The sequence below is a fragment of the Corynebacterium sp. UMB9976 genome, from assembly GCF_030212265.1.
In the GTDB taxonomy this organism is placed as follows: Bacteria; Actinomycetota; Actinomycetes; order Mycobacteriales; family Mycobacteriaceae; genus Corynebacterium.
The window spans coordinates 1-20,688 of sequence record NZ_JASODY010000008.1 but is presented as its reverse complement, the minus strand read 5'-3'; the positions used below and the strand labels follow the sequence as shown (position 1 = coordinate 20,688).

Here is a 20,688-nt window from a genome sequence, read left to right as displayed (position 1 = left end):
TCTTGGACGTATCGTCACCCAGCCTAGTCGTCTCGGCGGCGGTCGCACGGTAGTGCCACAGCGTGCCCCGCGACATAGCTACCGGTGGGGCTGTGTACCCGCGCGGTGGTCGGTGTCTGATCCCAGCGACCAGCGCTGAAGCACGGTGGCCGACGGTCACGCCCAGCGGCCGGCGCTGAAGCACGGTGGCCGGCGGTCACGCCCAGTGGCACAGTGGAGGTATGGCTACTTCGGCAGAAAACAACACAGCACAGAACACCTCGAATCCAGAATTCTTCACCACCGTCACCGCCGGACCGCGGGAGATCACCGTCCCGACGGGGCTGTTTATCAACGGCCAGTGGCGCCACGGCGCGGACGGGGAGACCCTCGGGGTTACCGACGCCGCGACCGGCCAGGAGTTCGTGCGGGTGGCGTCCGCAACGGAGGGCGACGCCCGCGAGGCGATGGATCACGCTGCGAAGGCGCAGCCCGATTGGGAGAACACCAGCCCGCAGGAGCGCGCCGACCTGTTGCGCTCCCTGTATCAGCTGGTGCAGGACAATGCCGATGACCTGGCCTACCTGCAGTCCCTGGAGCTCGGCCGCGCGTTGAAGGACAGCAAGGGCGAGGTCGGCTACGGCGGGGGATTCTTCCGCTGGTACGCCTCCCGCGCTGAGGCCATCGCGGGGGAGTACCGCGTGTCCCCGGACGGCGGCAGCCGCATCATCACCCACCCGAAGCCGGTCGGTCCGGTTCTGGCGGTGACCCCGTGGAATTTCCCGCTGGCGATGATCACCCGCAAGCTCGCTCCGGCGTTGGCCGCGGGCTGCACCATGATCGTCAAGCCCGCGCAGATGACCCCGCTGACCGCGCTCTACCTGGCCGAACTCTCCCGCCAGGCCGGCCTGCCGGACGGGGTGTTCCAGGTGCTGCCGACCAGCACCGCGTCGAATGTCTCCGCCATTTTGGACGACGACCGCCTGCGCAAGTTCACCTTCACCGGCTCCACCGGGGTGGGGCAGGCGCTCGCAGCGAAGGCCGCCGAGGGCACCATCCGCACCTCCCTGGAGCTGGGTGGCAACGCCCCGCTCGTCGTCCTCGAGCACGCGGACATGGACAAGGCCGTGAACGCCGCCATCGACGCGAAGATGCGAGGCGCAGGGCAGGTCTGCATCGCCGCCAACCGCATCCTGGTGCACGAGTCGCTCGCCGAGGAGTTCACCGCAGCGGTCACCAAGCGGATCGGCGAATTCGTGCTCGGCGCGGGAACCGATAGTGGCGCCACCGCAGGCCCAATGGTCAGCGCGGACCAGCGCGATAAGGTCGCCGACATGGTCGAAAAGGCCGTCGAGCAGGGCGCGAAGGTGGAGATCGGCGGCTTCACGCTGACCGAGGACTCCCTGGCGAAGCACCCGGAGCTCAAGACCACTGGTGAGCTGGACACCAACGGCTTCTGGTACGCCCCGACCGTCCTCTCCGGGGTCACCCAGGACTTCGAGATCGCCAACCAGGAGATCTTCGGACCCGTCATGACCATCCAGACCTTCGCCGATGAGGACGAGGCCCTGGCCAACGCCAATGCCACGAACTTCGGCCTGGCCGGCTACGTCGTCGGCGAGAAGCTACAGGAGACGATGGCCTTCGCCGAGAAGATGGAGGTCGGCATGGTGGCCGTCAACAAGGGCCTGCTCTCCGACCCAGCCGCGCCATTCGGTGGGGTGAAGCAGTCCGGCATCGGCCGCGAGGGCGGCTTCGAGGGCATCGAGGAGTACCTCGAAACCCAGTTCATCACCGTCTCCTACTAGGGGCCGGTCCGGGGGAGTTCCCCCCCCAACAGTTAAGGACGCCACCGCAACGTGCGGTAGCGTCCTTTTTCTTTCTGTCTGCCCTGGTTGGGGCAAGCGGCTTAGTTATTCAGCGCGGTGATGACGTCCTCGTGCAGCAGCCCGTTGGTGGCCACCGCGGAACCACCGTGCGGTCCCGGCTCGCCCTCCACGTTCGTGAAGGTGCCGCCGGCCTCCGCCACGATCGGGACGAGTGCTGCGAGATCCCAGAGGCTGACCTCCGGCTCCGCCGCGATATCCACGGAGCCCTCGGCGACCATCATGTAGGACCAGAAGTCCCCGAATCCACGCAGGCGCCAGGTCTGGTCGCTCAGTCCCACCAGCTGCTCCCGCAGGCCGCGATCCTGCCAGCCGGACAGGGAACTGATGGAGAGGCTGGCGTCCGCGATCTTGCCCACGCCCGACACGCTCAGGCGGCGCGGCTGAGCAGAAGGGGTGGAGTCCTCGTCGAAAGTATTCGGTACAGAGAAGGAGCGCCACGCCCCAGCGCCCGGCGCGGCCCACCAGCGGCGGCACAGTGCGGGTGCGGAGACCAGACCCACCTTCGGCACGCCGTCCTCCAACAGGCTGATCAGCGTGGCCCACACGGGCACGCCGCGGACGAAGTTCTTCGTGCCATCGATCGGGTCGATGACCCACTGGCGGCCCTCGAAGTGCGCTTCGCCGCCGAACTCCTCACCCAGCACGAAGTCATCCGGGCGGGAATCCGCCAGGATCTCGCGCAGGCGACGCTCGACGGCGGTGTCGGCGTCGGAAACGGGGGTGAGGTCGGGCTTGGATTCGATGCGGAGATCCTCGGCCTCGAAGCGAGCCATGGTGATCTCGTCCGCGGCGTTGGCCAGCTCGAAGGCAAGCGACAGGTCATCGGAGTATGTGGTGCTCATGCCCTGGATCTTAGCCTCAAAAACTAACTGCCGATGAGCGCAGTCTTAACGCTCGCAACAGCCGACTCGGTGCCGGCCACCGACCAGGTCTTGCCCGCGGCCTCGATCTGCTCGGCCACGCCACCGGCGCCCTCCACGAGCGCCCGGCCCGGCAGCCAGTCCCAGGCCGCCACGGAGTCCTGAATCCAGCAGCCGAGCTCCCCGGAGGCCACGCCGGCCATGTCCACGGAAGCTGAGCCGAGCATACGGACGGTCGCGAAGTTGCCGGTTACCTCGATCCAGGCGTCCCTAACCTCTGGCACGGAAAACAGCGGCGGGTGCAGGTAGGTGCCGACCACGGTGCGCTCCGCAGGGGTGTTCTTGAACTCCGGGACCGGCTGGGCGTCGCGGGTGGTGGGGATCTCCGGGCCACCGAACCAGGTGTAGCCCATGGCGGGGCGGTGCACGGCGCCGAAGATGACCTCCTCCGGGTCATTCGGGTCGCCCTTAACCAGGGCCAGTGCGGAGCACCAGTAGTCCGAGCCGGTGGTGAAGTTATAGGTCCCGTCCACGGGGTCGATCACCCAGGTCCTCCCGCTGGTCCCTTCGCGCCGGGTGCCTTCCTCGCCGAGGACGCCGTCCTCCGGTCGGATCGTCTCCAGCGCATCGGTGATGAACTTCTCGGCGGCCCGATCCGCGGCGGTGACGACGTCGGAGATGGAGGTCTTCGTCTCCGTCTCGAGCCCGGAGGCGCGCATCCGCCACGCCAGGCGGGCGGCGTTGTACACCAGCGCCTGGGCGAGGTGGTTATCGGTGTCGTCGACGTGCGCGACGATGAAGGTCTTGATGATCGCGTTGAGCATCTCCTCTGGCACCGGGGAGTTGCCGGTGGAGGTGGACGTATTCTTTGCCTTAGCCATACATCCCATTGTGCACACTGCCGGGTAGACTTGCGCACTATGCAACCGGATGTGAGCTCTGATCTGAAAGACCTGGAAGGCACCCTGACTACCATCGAGCGGGTGTTGGACCTCGACGAGCTGGACTCGCGGGCCCGCGAGCTGGAGGATCAGGCCGCCGACCCCTCGCTGTGGGACGATCCGGATCACGCCCAGCAGGTCACCTCGGAGCTCTCCCGTGTGCAGGCCAAGCTGAAGAAAATCCGCGAGCTGCGCCAGCGGCTGGACGACCTCCCGGTGCTCTACAACATGGCCGAGGAGGAGGCCGCGGAGGATCCGGCGGCGGCCGAGGACGCCGCCGCGATGGCGGAGGAGGAGCGCACGGCGCTGCGGGCCGCCATCGAATCCCTGGAGATCACCACGATGCTCTCCGGCGAGTACGACCAGCGCGAGGCGCTGGTCAACATCCGCTCCGGCGCCGGTGGGGTGGATGCCGCGGACTGGGCGGAGATGCTGTTGCGCATGTACACCCGCTGGGCCGAGCAGCACGGCCACAAGGTGGATATCTACGACATTTCCTACGCGGAGGAGGCGGGTATTAAGTCCGCGACCTTCGTCATCCACGGTGACTATATGTACGGCACGCTCTCCGTGGAGCAGGGTGCCCACCGCCTGGTGCGCATCAGCCCCTTCGATAACCAGGGGCGCCGCCAGACCAGCTTCGCCGAGGTGGAGGTCCTGCCCGTCGTGGAGCAGACGGACTCCATCGAGGTGCCGGATGCGGACGTCCGCGTGGACGTCTACCGCTCCTCCGGTCCGGGCGGGCAGTCGGTGAACACTACGGATTCCGCGGTGCGCCTGACCCACATCCCGACCGGCATCGTCGTGACCTGCCAGAACGAGAAGTCCCAGATCCAGAACAAGGCCTCCGCCATGCGCGTGCTGCAGGCCAAGCTGTTGGAGAAGAAGCGCCAGGAGGAGAAGGCCGAAATGGATGCCCTTGGCGCGGGCGGCAACGCCTCCTGGGGCAACCAGATGCGCTCCTACGTGCTGCACCCGTACCAGATGGTCAAGGATCTGCGCACCGAATACGAGGTCGGGGACCCGCAGAAGGTCCTCGACGGCGACCTCGACGGGCTCATCGAGGCCGGCATCCGCTGGCGCATGGCGCAGCAGCAGGAGGAGAACGCCTAAGGCGTCAGCCCGTGGATGTAGCCGAAGCGGTGCTCGGTGGTGGCGATGTTCTGCTCCAGCAGCATCGTCAGCAGCTCGCGGTGGCCATCCGGTAGCACCGGCTGGTCGAAGATCTTCGAATTCGAGTCGACCGCGGCCTCGTAGAAGGCATCTGGGCTCTCGCCCAGGGAACGGATGCGGGAGTTCGCGGCCTTCGAGATCTCCGCGGCGAACACCAGGTCGCTGGCGATGCGGAAGCTCTTGCCCAGCTCACCGAACTGCGCTGCCACCTCCTCGGACGCCGAGATATCCAGCTCCGTGCCGGTGACCGCCGCCCCCAGCTGGAGGCGCAGGACGTCGCGCGCCTTGGCGTCGGCGTTAACGCGGACGCGCAGCGGTTCCAGCAGCGGCTTGTAGCGGAAGACGTTGGACTCCACGACCATCGCCGACTTGTCGTGCTCGACGCCGAACTCGACGGCCATCGCGTGGGCGTCGGACTCCGCCGCCCGGCGGAGCCACTCGTGATCCGCGTCCTCCAGAACCGGGGAGCCGAGCCCGCGGAACTCTCGCAGCAGCTGGGTGATGCGGGGCTCGACCGTCCCTGAGGTCAGCTCCTCGACATTGCCTTCGGTCCACACGCCCTGTTGGGCGACGTAATTCGGGCCGCCGGCCTTCGCCCCGGAGCCGATGGAAGAACCCTTCCAGCCGCCGAAGGACTGGCGTTGCACGATCGCACCGGTGATGCCGCGCTCCACATAGGCATTGCCCACCTCGACCCGCTCGCGCCAATAGGCGGTCTCGTCGCGGTCGATGGTGTGGATGCCACCGGTCAAAGCGAAGCCAGTGGAGTTCTGCCACTCGATCGCCTCGTCCAGGTCCTTGGCATGCATGATGCCCGTGACCGGGCCGAAGGCCTCGTTGGTGTGGTACCAACTGCCCGGCTGCACGTTATCGCGAATGCCCGGGCTCCACAGGGTGCCGGTCTCGTCCAGCTGCTTCGGCTTGACCAGCCACTTCTCGCCCTTATCGAGCTTGCGTAGCGCCCGGTCCAGCTTCTCGCCTGGGGCCTCGATGATGCCGTTCATGTACGTGGAGATGTCGGTGCCGCGACCCACCTTGATGGACTCCACGGCATCCACTAGCTGGTTCATGAAGCGCTCGTTCTTGGACATCGAGCCCACGGTGATGATCAGGGAGGCTGCGGAGCACTTCTGGCCCGCGTTGCCGAAGGCGGACTGGTAAATATCCTCCACGGCCAGGTCTGGGTCCGCGGCCGGGGTGACGATGATGGCGTTCTTGCCGGAGGTCTCCGCGTTCAGGACCTTGCGGGGGTCCCAGCTGCGGAACAGCTGCGCGGTCTCCGAGGCTCCTGTGAGGATCACGGATTCCACGTCCGGGTGGCTGATCAGGCGCTTGCCAGCTTCGTCCTCGTCGGCGTTGACCAACTGGAGCAGGTCCTCGCCGACACCGGCCTCGCGCATGGCCTCGACGAAGACCTCGGCGATGCGCAGCACCTGGGGTGCGGGCTTGAGGATCACGGCGGCGCCAGCAGCCAGCGCGGCCGTCACACCGCCCACCGGGATCGCCACGGGAAAGTTCCACGGCGGGGTGACCACGACGACCTTGTACGGGGTGAAGTTCGAACCGCGGTGCCGGTCCAGCTGGCGAGCGGATTCCGCGTAGTAGTGCGCCATGTCGATGGCCTCGGAGATCTCCGGGTCGGATTCCGCGATCGTCTTATCGGCCTCGAAAGCCGCCGCAGAAATCAGGCGGCCACGGTAGTTCGCCAGCGAATCAGCGACCTTGTCCAGCAGCTCGGCACGCTCCGCGCCGGTCTTCTGCCCCCACGCTCCCTCGTGGGTCTCAACGGCACGCTGCACGATCTTGTCGATCTCCGCCGGGTCGGTGACCAGCGGAGACTGTGCCGGGCCCGGGTCGGCCTCCGGGGTGAGCAGGCTGCGGGCCCACTCGCGGTTCTGCGCCAGAGCGGGGTCGGTGTCCGGCTCGTTGAGGAAGTTGCCCGGGATGGAGCCGCCCGTGGCACCAACCTTGTCCCTGGCTTCCTGGATGCGGTCCTGGGTGCGGCGCGGCCCGTGATAGGTCGCCCAGCGGTCGGCGACGGCGTCCCGGAAGCGCTGCTCCTGGTTTTCCATCGGCGTCAGGCCGGTGTCGTCGTCCTCTTCGGGGGTGAACAGCGCGTAGAGGAAGTTCTGCTTCGCGCCGTTTTCCTCCAGGCGGCGGACCAGATAGGACACGGCGACGTCGAAGTCCTCCTTGCGGACGACGGGCGTGTACAGGATCAGGTTGCCGGTCTTCTTCTGCACCTCGCTGGCCTGGGCTGGAGCCATGCCCTGCAGCATCTCGATGTCCAGCTGCTCGGCCACGCCCCGCTGTTCGGCGAGCTTGTGGGCGAGTGCTACGTGGTAGACGTTGTGGCTGGCCACGCCGATGCGGATGGCCTCTGCGTTCTCGGGGTTCAGCACCCAGTCGATCAGGCGCAGGTAGTTGGCGTCGACCTCCGCCTTCGTCAGATAAGGGGTCTGCGGCCAGTTGTGCATCTCCGCATCCACCCGCTCCATCGAGAGGTTCGCGCCCTTGACCAGGCGCACCTTGATCTTCGCGCCACCCTGGGCCACGCGCTGCTTCGCGAATTCAGTCAGTCGCTGGAGTGCGTCGAAGGAATCCGGCAGGTAGGCCTGCAGCACAATGCCGACCTCTAGGTCGAGGAACTCCTCCTCGGCGAAAAGCTCGGTGAATAGCTCCAGCGTGAGGTCGAGGTCTTCATAGGCCTCCATGTCGAGGTTGACGAAGGTGGGCTTGCCGGACCGTTCCTGGCCCGCGCGCTTGGCCTCCCGGTACAGCGGACGCAGGCGGTCCTTCAGCCGATCGACGGAGCCGCGGAAGTCCCAGTGGTTGAGCTGGGAGACCACGGAGCTGGCCTTGACGGAGACGTACTCCACCTTCGGGTTCCGGATCAGGTCGATGGTCTGCTGGAGGCGTCGCTTGGCCTCCGCCTCGCCGAGGACGGCCTCGCCCAGCAGGTTCAGGTTGAGGGTGAATCCCTTCTCCCGGGCATCGTCGAGCATCGCGTCCAATGTCTCGGAACCGGCGTCCAACACCAGGTGGCCGACGGTGGAGCGCAGGTACTTTCGCGCGATGGGCATCACGACGTTCGGCAGGATCGGGGCCGCGATGGAGCCTGCCGTGACCAGGATCGTGTCGATCAGGCCGAGGAACGCCGGGGCCGGGTCGGTGCGCTTGAAGGGGGAGGCGATCTTCGCGAACTCTTCGGCCGCGACCTTGTTGTCCTCCGGTCGGGCCACGCGGTCGACGAAGCTGAAGGTGAACTCCACGCCGTGCGGGTCGTGGACCATGTCGGCCAACTGCTTCGTGGCCGGGGCTGTTTCCTTGACCTCCAGCCACGTATCGGCCTGTTCGATGGCGACGTCGACGAGGCCCTCCATGTCCTGGTTCGGCGCGAGGTCCTGGTGTTCGGTGTTCTTGCTGTTCTCCTTGTGAGAAGTCATGGTCGCTGTCTCTCTATGTGAGGGGTTTCCCGTTGTGGCCTGGCTCCACTGCGGTTTTTGGGGAGCCGAAAAGAAGGCCTCGAACGGGCTGGGCAAGAGGGAGGGGACCGGCTGTCGGGGCAGGGGCGGTCTTAGACAGCGAGAACGGGCGGGCGGTCACCGGGTCGGCGACGACGATCGCGGGACAGCGCGCGCAGCCGGGTTTGAGTGACCCGGCTCAGCGCACCGCGGTACTGGGGGCTGTACCGGGCGATATGCCCGGTGTTGCACCCCGCGGGGGAAGCCGTATCATTCCACATGACCCAAATCTACGCCCTTTTCGAGATTGTTTCATCAAGTGAAATAAAAACCGCGCACGCCCTAGTTGCGGGGGAGTGCGCGGTGTGCGGGGCGCCCCGCCGGAAGGATATCCGGCGGGACCGAGTGTTTAGGCCGGGTAATCCATTGGGGTGCCCGGGCCCAGCGGGATGCCGAGCAGCCACCAGGCGACGAAGAAGAGGAACCAGCCAATGAGCATCGCCGTCGCATAAGGCAGCGCGAGCGACATCAACGTGCCGATGCCCGAGCGCGAGTAATAGCGCTGCAGGAAGGTCAGCGCCAGCGCGAAGTAGGGACTCATCGGGGTGATGATGTTCGACGGCGAATCACCCATGCGGAAGAGCATCTGGGTGACCTCCGGGGCGTAGCCCAGGTACATGAACATCGGCACCACGATCGGGGCCATCAGAGCCCACTGCGCAGAGCCCGAGGTGATCAGCAGGTTCAGGCCCGCGACCAGCAGGACGAAGAGGGCGAAGAGCAGCAGCGGGGGCAGGTCCGCCTTCTGCAGGATCTCCGCGCCGGTGATCGCGGTCCAGGAGCCCAGGTTGGACTCGGTGAACCACGCCAGGAACTGGGCGACGGCGAAGAAGAGCACCATCATCGGCAGCAGCGTCTTCAGCCCGCGGGCCATCCACTCCGGGACCTGGTGCCACTTGGTCAGCGTCTTTGCGACCAGGCCGTAGACCACACCGAGCAGGAAGAAGCCGACCGCGATGGGGACGCCGACGTCCGTAATCAGGGGGCTTTCCATGACCGCGCCACCCTCGCCCTGCAGCGGGGAGCCGGGGACAAACAGGGCGGCGAAGTACGCTGCGAAGAAGACGACGGCGGCGACGCCGGTCCACTTCAGGGCGCGGACCTCCTTCTCGCTGAGGGCGAGGTCTGCCTCCAGCTCGTCCTTCGTCATGTCCTTGGCGTCCTTGTCGAGGGCTGCGCTGCCCTCGGAGTCGACGTGCTCGGCGTTGCCGAAGGTCAGCTCCTCGTAGTTGATCCGATCGTGGTCGACCAGCTCGAGGGCCTTCTTATTGATATAGAGCTCCGTGACTGCGGTGATGATCAGCGCGAGGACGACCGCGGAAGCCATGACGAAGAAGTAATTAGCCAGCGGGGAGACCACGTACTCGGCGTCCGCGATGTTGGCGGCCGAGGTGGAGATACCTGCGAGCAGCACGTCCGTGATGTTGAGGACCAGCGAGGAGTTGAAGCCCGCCGAGGAGGCGGCGAAGGCGACCATCGCACCGACGATGGGGGAGCGCCCCATCGCGCGGAAACTCATCGCACCGATGGGGATGAGGATGACGTAGACGGCGTCCGAGGCGACGGAGCCGGTCACGCCAGCCAGCGCCACGACGAAGGTGAGGCTCTTCGGGCCCACCTTGCTCACCACCGCGCGCACCGTCGAGGCGATCAGACCGGAGTGTTCCGCGATGGCCACGCCCAGCATGACGGTGATGATGAGCCCGAGCGGCGGGAAGCTGGTGTAGTTTTCGACCGCGTTGGAGACGATGGAAGACAAGCCCTCGGCGGAGAGCAGGTTCTTCACGACGACGGTTTCGCCGGATTCGGGGTCCTTCGCGCTCAGCCCGGCCAGTGAGCCCAGCCAGGAGCTGACGAGGACGAGTCCGCCGATGATGACGAAGAGCCAGAAGGGCTCTGGCAGTTTATTGCCGACGCGCTCCACCCAGCCGAGGAAACCGCCAACCTTCTCAGGCGCGTGTTCCTCGTGGTGTTCTTCGCTGCGGTCGGTTTTCTGGTCGCTGTGCTTGTTCGCTGTCTTCTCGGCAGTCACACGCTTCCCTTCTGTAACAGTTTCATCTTTGGTTCGCTAAGGTTAGAGCCGTGATCACTTTCGATAACGTTTCCAAGAGCTACCGGACCTCAACCCGGCCTGCGCTCCAGAATATTTCCGCAGAGATCGAAAAGGGCGAGTTTGTCTTTCTTATTGGCCCTTCCGGTTCCGGAAAGTCTACGTTTCTGCAGCTCATGGTCCGCGAAGAGGCGCTGGACTCTGGTGACCTGCATGTCGCCGGGTTCCATGTCAACGCGCTGAAGGATAAGGAAGTCCCGAAGCTGCGCCAGCGCATCGGCTACGTCTTCCAGGACTTCCGTCTGCTCCAGAAGAAGACGGTCTTCGAGAACGTCGCATTCGCCCTCGAGGTGATCGGCAAGAAGCGCCCGGACATCGAGAAGCTGGTCCCGGCTGCCCTCGAGACCGTGGGCCTGCAGGGCAAGGAGGACCGCTTCCCGCACGAACTTTCCGGCGGCGAGCAGCAGCGCGTCGCTATCGCCCGTGCCTCCGTCAACCGCCCGCTCGTCCTGCTTGCCGACGAGCCGACCGGAAACCTTGACCCGGATACCTCCGCCGAGATCATGAACCTGCTCAACCGCATCAACCAGCAGGGCACCACCGTCGTCATGTCCACCCACGACGACGTCGCCGTCGACTCCATGCGCAAGCGCGTCATCGAACTGCACAACGGTGAGCTCGTGCGCGACGACGCTCGCGGCATGTACGGCGTCGGCCACTAAGCCGGGGCAACGAGGAAGGTTTAAATACTTATGCGAAGTAACTTCATCACCCGCGAGGCCTTCGGTGGCCTGACCCGCAACGCCACCATGACGATCGCGATGATCATCACCACCGCGATCTCTCTGGCGCTGCTGGCCACCGGTTTCCTCATGACCACGATGACCGAGCGCACCAAGGACATTTATATCGACCGCATCGAGGTCATGGTTCAGCTCAAGGACGAGGTCTCGGTCGAGGACCCGGAGTGCGCGAAGCCGGAGTGTGCCAAGCTCCGTGAGCAGCTGGAGGGCGACGAGGCCGTCAAGTCCGTCACCTTCCGCAATAAGCAGCAGTCCTACGACCGTTTCGTGGAACTATTCCAGGACTCCGACCCGCGTCTGGTTGAGCAGACCAGCAAGGACGCCTTCCCGGCGGCCTTCCACGTCCGGCTGGAGGATCCGACCGACACCGCCCCGATCGACGCGGTGCGCGATAACCCGGTCGTCCAGGACGTCGTCGATCAGGGCGAGGACCTGCAGGCAGCGACCCGCAACCTGGACTCCATCCGTAACGCGGCGTTCTTCGTCGCCGCTGTGCAGGCGGTGGCCGCGATCTTCCTGATCGTGAACATGGTGCAGATCGCGGCATACTCCCGCCGGGAGGAAATCAGCATCATGCGCATGGTGGGCGCGTCCCGTTGGTACACCCAGGCACCGTTCGTGCTGGAGGCCATCATCGGCGCGGTGATCGGTGCGGTCATCGCGGTGGGCGGAATGCTCGCCGGCAAGGCGCTGGTCGTGGACAAGGCGCTGGACTCGGTCTACCGGGCCAACCTGGTTGCGAAGATCACCACCGCCGATATCTGGCTGATGGCCCCGATCCTCGTCATCATCGGTGCCGCGGTGGCGGCGATCACCGCGCAGATCACGCTGCGCTGGTACGTCAAGAACTAGCGTTTTGTTTGGCGGGGCTGGCTGATGGGGGATCGGCTGGCCCTTCTGCTTCCTCTTAGCTGGGCGCATTCGTCCTCGGCTCGACTGCTTTGCCGGAAGCACGGCTGGTAACGTGTGAGCAATCATGGCTAAGAAGAGCACCCCGGTGGACTCCGGGAAATCGAAGGGGAAGAAGGCCTCCGCACCACGTGGCGGGGGCCCGGCTGTCATTGCCACCAACCGCAAGGCCCGCCACGACTATCACATCCTCGACACCTACGAGTGCGGCGTGGTGCTCGTCGGCACGGAGGTCAAGGCCCTGCGGGAGGGCAAGGCCAGCCTCGTGGACGCTTATGCCACCATCGATGCCGGCGAGGTCTGGCTGCGGGGGCTTCACATCCCGGAGTACTCCCGCGGCAACTACTGGAACCACACCCCGCGTCGCGTGCGTAAGCTGCTGCTGCACCGCCGCGAGATCGACTCGCTGATGGGCAAGGTCCGCGACGGCAACCACACGCTGGTTCCGCTGCAGCTGTACTTCGTCGACGGCAAGCTCAAGTGCGAGCTGGCCCTGGCCCGCGGTAAGCAGGACTACGACAAGCGCCAGGACATCAAGCGCCGCACCGAGGAGCGCGAAGTGGTCCGCGAGCTGGGGCGCAAGATCAAGGGGATGAAGGGCTAGGCGCCGCTGGCGTCGGGACGAAAAGGAGAACAGCCGTGGAACATTGGCGGCTTACTCACCCGAGCCTGGGGTTGATTGAGGTCTGCGTCGGTCAGCCGGCCGAGCTCCGGCGCGTTGACCCGGGGTTCCCGCTGCCTACGAAGGACGACGCCCAATCTGACGCGGTGGCCAGCTCCGGCGGCTTTTTCGATCTGGAAGCACCAGACGGTGGGGCAAAGATTGAGGTGGGGGAGCTGCCCGCACCGCGGCCTGCTCCGCAGCGACCTGCTTCCCTCGCGGAAGGGGAGAAAGGAAGCCCTGATGGTGGGGTACGGGGAAAGATCGCCGAGAAGTGGCAGTCATTTCTCGAATACGAGGCGCCTCCCGTGGTCGTGCTCCAGCACGGTGTGCCCGTCTATCGGGAACGCAGCCTGAGCCAACGAAAGGTCCGGCTGGCGCCGGCGGGGAGAGCCCCCAAACAGATGGCCGACGGCGAGTTCTCCGATGTTCTGGACCCAGGGGTATCCGCGGCTCCCGCGATGCTGAAGTTGGACACCGCGGTTTTCGACCGGCACCTCCTCCAGGTCGGGGTGAAAACCAAGGATTCTTTTATTTTTTTCGACCCGCCGGCGGGCACTCCAGCTGCAAAGCGTGCCGCGAAGATGGAGGCTTCGCCTGTCCGGCGCTGGCTCTATCCGCTGCTCGGCGGGCTCGGTAAGAGTGGTTGGGCGATCCTGGCCGTTCTCCTGGCCCCGGTTGTGACCAAGTTCTTGGTGTGGCTGATCGGGCTGATTCTCACGCCCATCATCGCCGTCATTGAGTTCCTGCTGGGGCTGTTGCCAGATATTGACTGGCCGGAGATCCGCTGGCCAAAGATTCCGTGGCCGGACATCAACTGGCCCACCATCCCATGGCCCGAGATTAACTTTCCCAGCCTGCCGAGCCTTCCCGAGTTGCCAGACTGGCTCGTCTGGCTGCTGGACCACCCGAAGTTCTGGGTGCCCATCGTGATGGGAGCCGTCGTAGGAATCATCGCGGTGCGCAACGCTCGACGGTCGCAGAAGGAAAAGCTGCACTGGCAGCGGCAAAAGATGGCAACGGCATTGAACGCGCTTTACGAAAAGCGAAAAATGCAGTAATCTGAACCATCCTGCTGAGACGCAACTTCCGCAGCAGGCTTGTATGGGGCCGACATGGTTTCGACTTCGTGCATTGAGCTAGGGGAAGCGTGCCGGTGAAGGCAGATGACCACCGTAAGCGTCGCTGCGATTTCTAAGCGCCGAGAACACTCAGCGCGACTACGCCCTCGCTGCCTAATTCAGCGACCGCGTGTCTGTCGGCCTAAGCTAGCCTCTGGCTTAGCATCCGGCATCGTTTAAAGAGGCTTGCTGTGCAGCTAGGTCACTCGAGCTGCATGGGACACTTGAGAGTGACTGGGCTCATCGTCCGGGCTGGTTCGCGTGACCCGGAGAGCCGAGCAGAGATGACAGCGAACTGCGCACGGAGAAGCCCTGGCGAAGTCGCGAAGGACGCGGGTTCAATTCCCGCCGGCTCCACGATTGGCTTTACCCCTGGTCACAGTGACCAGGGGTTTTGCCGTTCCTGCGCGGTTATATTGGTGAATACTCTGATGGGGCCTGCCTCATATTTCGGCGCTGCGGGGGCGGCCCGCCTTCAATCCAGGGAGCCATAGCCTTCGGGCTTGACCACGCGCGGCCAGCCGATTCCAGACTTGGAGATGGTGAATGGCCCGGAGTGGAGAACCTGACCCTCTTCGTCGAAGAAGGTTCCGGTTACGGGGTAGGAGGGGCCATAGTACTGCCCATCGTCCGGGTCGTTGTATGTCGCGACCGATTTGAGCCGGCCATTGGGGTAAAACTCGCAGCCGTAGACCAGCCCCCTGCGCTGGAACGTCCCAACCTTCTTCGGCGTGCCGTCCTCGTAGTATTCGATGCCGTAACCCTTGCGGTAGACGTGCCCCGTCTGCGGATCGGTGGTCGTACCACCGAAATATTTGAGCTCGCCGCTGTCGTAAAAAATCTCGCCGCGCATGTCTTCTCCTTGATGTTGATCGGCTGGAAACAACATAAAAAGAAGACTCATCGTTCAAGCTGGAGCACCTTGCACGTCGGTAGGTTGCTGAAGGGTCGTCGAGCTTGTCTCTCGCCTTCTCTTTATGAATGGCTCCAGGTTAGCAGCCCGGTGGCTGGCCCTCGGTGAAAAGTTTTCGCGCTCGCGCATATCCGATGATCGAGACGATTGGACTCGACGTAGGCGAGCCCGGGTGGAAAAGCCCCGAATGGGGTTAGTCGGTAGTAGGTGTAGGCGGCTCAAGGTGGCCCCATTCGTCACTGGGTATCAGATGTGAAAACATTAAGAATGTAGTGGCGAATATCCTGGCCCGTACAGAGCGAACCAGCGCCGCTTCCTTTTGAGAGGAGTAGAAATGGGCCGGCTACATCGGTCTTGGGCAGCAATTCTGGTCGCACTGTTGGCCACCATCGGGTTGTCGGGGGGTGTAGGGCACGCGGCCGAGGTCAACTCGTGGGAGGAAATAATTGCCACGGTTGATGCCCTCGATGCGGGTGGTTCTGCGGAGCTGTCAATCGCGTCGGACATCGAAGCGCAGGAGGACACGCAACCGCTGACGGTGCGTGAAGGAAGGACGCTCACTCTCACGGGCAGCGGACAGCTGAACGGCCCCGGTGCCCCGTTGATCACGGTGGAAAAGGGGGGATCGCTGACCCTGGCGGGACCCACATTCCGCGGCGTGCAGTTTGCCGTCGCCGGTGACCTGAATTTCAACGCTGGCGCGATTCGGGATACTAAGGTCACCGGGCCAGTGATCTTCGTCGACGGTGGGTCGCTGATCATCGGAGGAACGGCGGATTTTTCGCAGAACTCCGTTGCTGATGAGACGGGCGAGCTGAACCCGGCCGGGGTGGAAAAGGAAAAATACGCCCCTATCACTGCATATAACGGCACTGTTCGCGTCGAGGGCGGGACGCTCACCGATAACTCGGGGCTGCGTTATGGCGGTGTGATTGGCCTGTGGGCGCGTGATGGCGAAAAACCGAGCTTCGAGATGACGGGCGGCACGCTGCAGGGCAACAAAGTCAGTCATCCGAAGTACAACGGCCGCGGTGGTGCCGTGTATGGTGACGGCGCTGTGGTGGCCATGTCCGGCGGCTCCCTGAAAGAGAACACGACGGAGCAGGGTGCGGCTCTTGCCTTCATCGATAGCGATGTCACGATGTCAGGCGGAGTTCTTGTCCAAGGCAATAACAACGGCGACTACAAGGGTTTTGGCGGTGGCCTATTCCAGCATGGTGGCACGCTGAAGATCCAGGGTGCGACGTTTAAGGAGAACGTGTCCACCAGTGATGGTGGCGCGATCTACACGGAAGGGGACGCCAAGGTTGATATCACCGGGGCCGAGATCACGTCGAATACTGCTGCGAGGTCGGGCGGCGGCATCGCCTTTATGGGAACCACCAAGGCCACCCTCTACGCTGCGGATTTGAGAGATAATACCTCGACCGGCTTCTGGGGCGGCGGGGCGATGTATAACGACACCAAGACCGAGGTGAGGATTTACAACGGCCTGATCCGCGACAACGTCATCAAGCCTGGGTTCCTGGTTCAGGCCGGGAACCACCCGGTGAGCGCCCAGGGCGGCGGCGTGTGGAACTGCCCCACGGGCTCGACGGTCATGCACGTCAACCGCGGCGTGGCGATCTTCGATAACGTGGCCCCCAACGTGGTTGGAGGTAAGAACGCTGGTGCGGGCGATGATTTCGCGAGCATCATTAAGCACAAGTTCGGCGAGCCTGTGGAAGGTCACTCGGTCGTGGTTACCGACCGGATGCTCGGCGGCAGCCCACGCCAGTGGTTCCAGGATGGCTCGATCTACAGCATCCACAGCAACTGGTCGGAAGAGGGGAAGGTTCCGCGCTATTCCGAGGAAGGGCCGAATACGGCGATCGAGTCGAACAAGGAAGTCACCGAGAATATCGCTTTCAAGTCCGTGCCAAGTGAGGATGCCAAGGCGATTGCGGAGCGCCTCGCAACGGTGCGGATCGTTGAAAACACCGCGACGGGTACTGGAATTTCGGGAGCAGGTATTGCCAATAACGGCAAGCTGACCTTCGGCGAACCCGACCCCTGGACCGTCAAAGTGGCTAAGACCTGGGTTAATGATGAGCCAACCGAGCGCCCGGAGGACCTCTTCTTGGATGTCAAGCTCGGGGACAAGGTTCTGGAAACCGTGAAGCTCGACAAGGCCAATGGTTGGGAAGCCGAGCTCAGCAACTACCCGGATCCGAAGACTCTGATCGATGCCAAGACGGGGGAGACCATCCCGTTGACCTTCGTCGAGCACGCAGTCGATGGTTACATGTCCCACACCCCTGTGGTGACCTTCAACGAGGCCACCCGGACGTATGAGGTTGCACTGCGCAACGAGCCGCCGACGTCGATCGACGTTCGGAAAGAATGGTCCGGCGACGCGGAGGAAGACCGGCCCGAGGCTATCGTCGTGCAGCTGCTGGCCGACGGCGAGGAGACCGGGAAAACTCTTGAGCTGACCGCCGAAGATGGCTGGCACGGGAAGTTCGAGGGGCTGCCGAAATATAAGACGGTGGATGAACAGCGGACCGAAATCAAGTACTCGGTGCTCGAGGTCGACGTCCCTGGTTATGAGTCCTCTGTCAGCGGTGACGCGGAGAGCGGCTTCGTGCTGAAGAACTCGAAGGATGTGCCACCGCCCACGGAGACGACCGAGGTGCCACCTCCAACGGAGACGACGGACGTCCCACCAACGGAGACGACGGATGTGCCACCGACGGAGACCACGGACGTCCCACCGACGGAGACCACGGACGTCCCACCGACGGAAACGACGGACGTCCCACCAACGGAGACCACGGACATGCCGCCGACGGAGACGACGGACGTCCCACCAACGGAGACCACGGACGTGCCGCCGACGGAGACCACGACCGTGCCGCCGACGGAGACCACGACCGTGCCGCCGACGGAGACCACGACCGTGCCGCCGACCACGGATAAGCCTCTGGCTCGGACCGGTGTCGCGGTTAGCGGCCTGGTGGGAGCGGGAGTGCTTCTACTTGGCGCGGGAGCCCTGGTGCTCGCACGCCGTCGCGGATAACTAAGTTTGGGCTGGCTCCACAAAAGTGGGGCCAGCCCGTTCCTGCGTGGAGGGCTGCTCGCGCAGCTATACGGCTGTATGCGCCATCGGGAGCGCTACCTAATGCGCCGCCGAGCGGGGAGGAATGGGGGAATTGCCGTTCAGGGCTCTGGGGTGCTGTGAGGAAGTTCCTGGGGGTATTCCCAAAAGAAGCTGCCTGAAATTAAAGCAAGCGTGAAGTTTCCGTGTTTACGATTAGATGGTGACTTGTCACGCCTGTTATTGAGATCACTTTTGGGATTAACTCCTTTTTGGATGAGCTGCGATGAGCTAGGAGAAAATAGAGCTGCCCGCATGGCTTGAGCTGGAAAAATAGCCCGTTTTATCGAGTCGTATAACCTTATTGAGATTCCCTTAAAATCGATATAGTGACGGGTTGCACATTATGGTTGTCTTGTTTTTGAGGCTTAGTGGAATTTATTTTCCGTGTTATTCTCGGGTTCCCGAGGGCGCATTTCATCTCATTGTTGTGCGATTCATAGCGTTCTATGAACTTCCTTTTGCTCCGCATAGGTACTGCGGTTAGTGGGCGAGTGGAAGCCGAACCCTCGTTGAGCTGAAAGAAACGCCACCATGATTTGGGTTCACCTACTGATCGTCCTCGCGGCCATTGTGCTCGGCGCGCGGTACGGTTCCATCGCGATCGGTGCTGCCGGTGGCCTCGGTGTAATCGCCTTGGCGATCGCTGGCGCGCCGGTAACGGGGGAGGACATTCCCTTCGACGTCATCGGCATCATCATGTCCGTCATCGCTGCCATCGCTGCGATGCAGGCTGCCGGCGGCATGGACTGGCTCGTCGCGCAGACCGATAAGCTGCTGCGTAAGCAGCCGAAGCGAATTACGCTCTTCGCTCCGATGGTCACCTATTTCCTGACGCTTTTCGCGGGCACCGGGCACACCGCCTTCGCCGCTTTGCCGGTGGTCACGGAGGTCGCCAAGGAAAACGAGATTCGCCCATCGCGGCCGTTGTCGATCGCGGTCGTGGCCTCGCAGATGGCTATCACCGCCAGCCCGATTTCCGCGGCCGTAGTGTTCCTGGCCTCCATCCTGGAGCCGATGGGGGTGGGGTACCTGACGTTGCTTGGGATCGCGATTCCTTCGACGTTCCTCGCGGTCATTGTCACCAGCTTTGTTGCCAACTGGCTTGGCACTCCGCTTTCGGAGGATCCCGTCTACCTGGAGCGTAAGGAAAAGGGGTTGGTGAAATTCCGGGGAAAGGTGCAGTACACCGAGAAGCCGGGCGCTAAGGCTTCGGTGTTGATCTTCCTACTCGCCATCGTCGCAGTGGTCAGCTACGCGGCGCTGATCTCGGATAACCTGCAGGTTATTGTCGACCCGACCCTGCCGCGCACCGAGGCGATCATGTCGATCATGCTTGCCGCGGCGATGGTTATCACCGTGTTCTGCCGAGTCGAGCCGGGGCGGATTCTGGAGATGGCAACTTTCCGCTCCGGGATGTCCGCCTGCGTGTGTGTCCTCGGTGTGGCCTGGTTGGGGACGACTTTCGTGAATGCTCATCTCGACGAGATCACGGATGCTGCCGGGGCGACCCTCAGCACCAAGCCGTGGCTGCTGGCCGTGGTTCTCTTCTTCGCGGCGGCCCTGCTGTACTCACAGGCTGCGACGGCAAAGGCGCTGATGCCCACGGCGCTGGCGCTTGGAGTTGGCCCGGTTGCTGCTATCGCTGCTTTCCCGGCCGTGTCCGCGCTTTTCGTGCTGCCGACCTACCCGACGCTGCTCGCGGCGGTCGAGATGGATGACACCGGCTCGACGCGGGTGGGTAAGGCGGTCTTCAACCACCCGTTCATGATCCCGGGTGTGGTGAATATTGTTCTTGCGGTGGCTTTCGGATTCCTTTTTGGGTCTTTGCTGATCTAGCTCCACGTTATTGCTGAGGGGAAAGTCGCCCTGATTCACTGTCGAGCCCGATATGGTTTCGGAGGGCAAAGGCAAAAGTCTGTTAGCGTGGATTTATGACTAACACCGCTAAGAGCAATGTTCTGAAGTCGCTGACCGCTGCCGTTGCCGCCCCGGCTCTACTGCTGGGTGTGGCAGCGTGTGGTGACTCCGGCGAGGAGACGGTCAACAATGCCACCGAGCAGGCAGGCGACGCTGCTAGCTCCGCGACCGAGAAGGCTGGCGACGCGGTGGATTCCGCGAAGGCGGACGAGTCCACGGCCACGACGGATGCCGCTGATGAGAACTCTGACCTGAGCCAGCCGAAGATTCTGCTCGATGGCAAGCCTGTTGACGGCGAGTTCGCCCCCGTGAAGGTTGAGCGTGACACGGACGACGGTAAGCAGGAGCTGAAGTACGAGGCTGGCGATGGGGCTACCGAGCTCGACGTTGAGATCATCGAGGGGGACAACCCGACCCTCGACGGGCTCAGCCTCAATGTCGACGGCAAGGAGTGGGAGACCTCCGACCAGCAGGAGCGTGACGCTAAGGTCGTCAAGACCGGTGATCGCTACGTCGTCAGCACTGAGGTCCACGAGGACGACAACGAGCAGAGCACCGCTTCCGTGAAGGTCACTTTCGACGCTAAGCAGTAGTCGATTACCTCCCCAATGCAGCGCACCTTTCAGTAGAGGGCGAGGTAGGGGAGAAGCAGTCGGCAACGCAAAAAGGTCGGCCCCACCGTGATGGTGGCGCCGACCTTTTGTGGGTTAAGTAGCAAAAAGTGTGTCTGCTCGGCGTGTCGCCGGGTGGGCCCTTTTTATCTCATGGGCCCTTTCCGGATTCCTATGTTGTGTTGGTATTCGGTTGGG

Annotated in this window: 14 protein-coding genes, 1 other RNA gene and 1 riboswitch; of the genes, 10 read left to right on the top strand and 5 right to left on the bottom strand. The window is 63.7% G+C overall.

Annotated elements, in window-relative coordinates:
* The first annotated feature begins 221 nt into the window (after positions 1–221).
* The gene (locus tag QP140_RS05355) at positions 222–1,787 is read left to right on the top strand and encodes an NAD-dependent succinate-semialdehyde dehydrogenase (RefSeq protein WP_284758578.1); all 1,566 of its coding nucleotides are present in this window, start codon (positions 222–224) and stop codon (positions 1,785–1,787) included.
* A gap of 101 nt (positions 1,788–1,888) precedes the next feature.
* Here the strand turns inward: QP140_RS05355 and hisN are convergent, their stop codons facing one another.
* Positions 1,889–2,710, bottom strand: coding sequence for a histidinol-phosphatase (hisN, locus tag QP140_RS05350; RefSeq protein ID WP_015381873.1), 822 nt, complete (start codon positions 2,708–2,710; stop codon positions 1,889–1,891).
* 23 nt (positions 2,711–2,733) lie between these two features.
* Entirely contained in the window at positions 2,734–3,609 is an 876-nt protein-coding gene (locus QP140_RS05345) for an inositol monophosphatase family protein (RefSeq protein ID WP_442875010.1), read from the bottom strand.
* Positions 3,610–3,648: 39 nt separating this feature from the next.
* On the opposite strand from QP140_RS05345, the gene prfB reads away from it, so the two are divergent.
* Positions 3,649–4,782, top strand: a complete 1,134-nt coding sequence (gene prfB / locus QP140_RS05340; protein WP_070758753.1) for a peptide chain release factor 2 — start codon at positions 3,649–3,651, stop codon at positions 4,780–4,782.
* On the opposite strand, the gene QP140_RS05335 is transcribed toward prfB, so the two are convergent.
* Positions 4,779–8,288 carry a proline dehydrogenase family protein gene (locus QP140_RS05335; RefSeq protein ID WP_284758577.1) on the bottom strand — a complete coding sequence of 1,170 codons (3,510 nt, stop codon included), beginning with the start codon at positions 8,286–8,288 and terminating at the stop codon, positions 4,779–4,781. The two genes, prfB and QP140_RS05335, sit on opposite strands and share 4 nt — an antisense overlap.
* 427 nt (positions 8,289–8,715) lie before the next feature.
* Complete coding sequence (locus QP140_RS05330) at positions 8,716–10,398, bottom strand: AbgT family transporter (protein ID WP_442875009.1); 1,683 nt, start codon at positions 10,396–10,398, stop codon at positions 8,716–8,718.
* 50 nt (positions 10,399–10,448) lie between these two features.
* Between QP140_RS05330 and ftsE the strand changes: the two genes are divergently transcribed.
* From ftsE to ssrA, 5 genes are all read left to right on the top strand, one after another.
* Entirely contained in the window at positions 10,449–11,138 is a 690-nt protein-coding gene (gene ftsE / locus QP140_RS05325; protein WP_284758576.1) for a cell division ATP-binding protein FtsE, read from the top strand.
* 30 nt (positions 11,139–11,168) lie between these two features.
* Positions 11,169–12,071, top strand: a complete 903-nt coding sequence (gene ftsX, locus QP140_RS05320; RefSeq protein WP_070758749.1) for a permease-like cell division protein FtsX — start codon at positions 11,169–11,171, stop codon at positions 12,069–12,071.
* Positions 12,072–12,195: 124 nt separating this feature from the next.
* Positions 12,196–12,732 carry an SsrA-binding protein SmpB gene (gene smpB, locus QP140_RS05315; protein ID WP_070758748.1) on the top strand — a complete coding sequence of 179 codons (537 nt, stop codon included), beginning with the start codon at positions 12,196–12,198 and terminating at the stop codon, positions 12,730–12,732.
* Positions 12,733–12,896: 164 nt separating this feature from the next.
* Positions 12,897–13,850, top strand: coding sequence for a hypothetical protein (locus QP140_RS05310; protein ID WP_246821208.1), 954 nt, complete (start codon positions 12,897–12,899; stop codon positions 13,848–13,850).
* Positions 13,851–13,895: 45 nt separating this feature from the next.
* Positions 13,896–14,270: a transfer-messenger RNA gene (gene ssrA / locus QP140_RS05305) on the top strand.
* Between the two features lie 115 nt (positions 14,271–14,385).
* Here ssrA and QP140_RS05300 read toward each other — a convergent pair.
* On the bottom strand, positions 14,386–14,763 hold the full coding sequence (locus QP140_RS05300; protein ID WP_148812729.1) for a hypothetical protein: 378 nt from the start codon (positions 14,761–14,763) through the stop codon (positions 14,386–14,388).
* A 44-nt stretch (positions 14,764–14,807) separates the two neighbouring features.
* A riboswitch (SAM riboswitch) is annotated at positions 14,808–14,894 on the bottom strand.
* Between the two features lie 263 nt (positions 14,895–15,157).
* Here QP140_RS05300 and QP140_RS05295 point away from each other — a divergent pair.
* From QP140_RS05295 to QP140_RS05285, 3 genes are all read left to right on the top strand, one after another.
* Positions 15,158–17,881 (top strand): Cna B-type domain-containing protein, encoded by a 2,724-nt coding sequence (locus QP140_RS05295; RefSeq protein ID WP_284758575.1) that lies wholly within the window; start codon positions 15,158–15,160, stop codon positions 17,879–17,881.
* A 612-nt stretch (positions 17,882–18,493) separates the two neighbouring features.
* The gene (locus QP140_RS05290; RefSeq protein ID WP_284758574.1) at positions 18,494–19,798 is read left to right on the top strand and encodes an anaerobic C4-dicarboxylate transporter; all 1,305 of its coding nucleotides are present in this window, start codon (positions 18,494–18,496) and stop codon (positions 19,796–19,798) included.
* Positions 19,799–19,893: 95 nt separating this feature from the next.
* Entirely contained in the window at positions 19,894–20,472 is a 579-nt protein-coding gene (locus tag QP140_RS05285) for a lipoprotein LpqH (protein ID WP_070758744.1), read from the top strand.
* The last annotated feature ends 216 nt before the right edge of the window (positions 20,473–20,688 follow it).

Coding starts and splice junctions, on each gene's coding strand:
- QP140_RS05290 (WP_284758574.1), top strand. CDS start 18,494: ATGATTTGGGTTCACCTACTGATCGTCCTCGCGGCCATTGTGCTCGGC.
- prfB (WP_070758753.1), top strand. CDS start 3,649: ATGCAACCGGATGTGAGCTCTGATCTGAAAGACCTGGAAGGCACCCTG.
- QP140_RS05295 (WP_284758575.1), top strand. CDS start 15,158: ATGGGCCGGCTACATCGGTCTTGGGCAGCAATTCTGGTCGCACTGTTG.
- smpB (WP_070758748.1), top strand. CDS start 12,196: ATGGCTAAGAAGAGCACCCCGGTGGACTCCGGGAAATCGAAGGGGAAG.
- hisN (WP_015381873.1), bottom strand. CDS start 2,710: ATGAGCACCACATACTCCGATGACCTGTCGCTTGCCTTCGAGCTGGCC.
- QP140_RS05345 (WP_442875010.1), bottom strand. CDS start 3,609: ATGGCTAAGGCAAAGAATACGTCCACCTCCACCGGCAACTCCCCGGTG.
- QP140_RS05285 (WP_070758744.1), top strand. CDS start 19,894: ATGACTAACACCGCTAAGAGCAATGTTCTGAAGTCGCTGACCGCTGCC.
- QP140_RS05355 (WP_284758578.1), top strand. CDS start 222: ATGGCTACTTCGGCAGAAAACAACACAGCACAGAACACCTCGAATCCA.
- ftsX (WP_070758749.1), top strand. CDS start 11,169: ATGCGAAGTAACTTCATCACCCGCGAGGCCTTCGGTGGCCTGACCCGC.
- QP140_RS05335 (WP_284758577.1), bottom strand. CDS start 8,288: ATGACTTCTCACAAGGAGAACAGCAAGAACACCGAACACCAGGACCTC.
- QP140_RS05300 (WP_148812729.1), bottom strand. CDS start 14,763: ATGCGCGGCGAGATTTTTTACGACAGCGGCGAGCTCAAATATTTCGGT.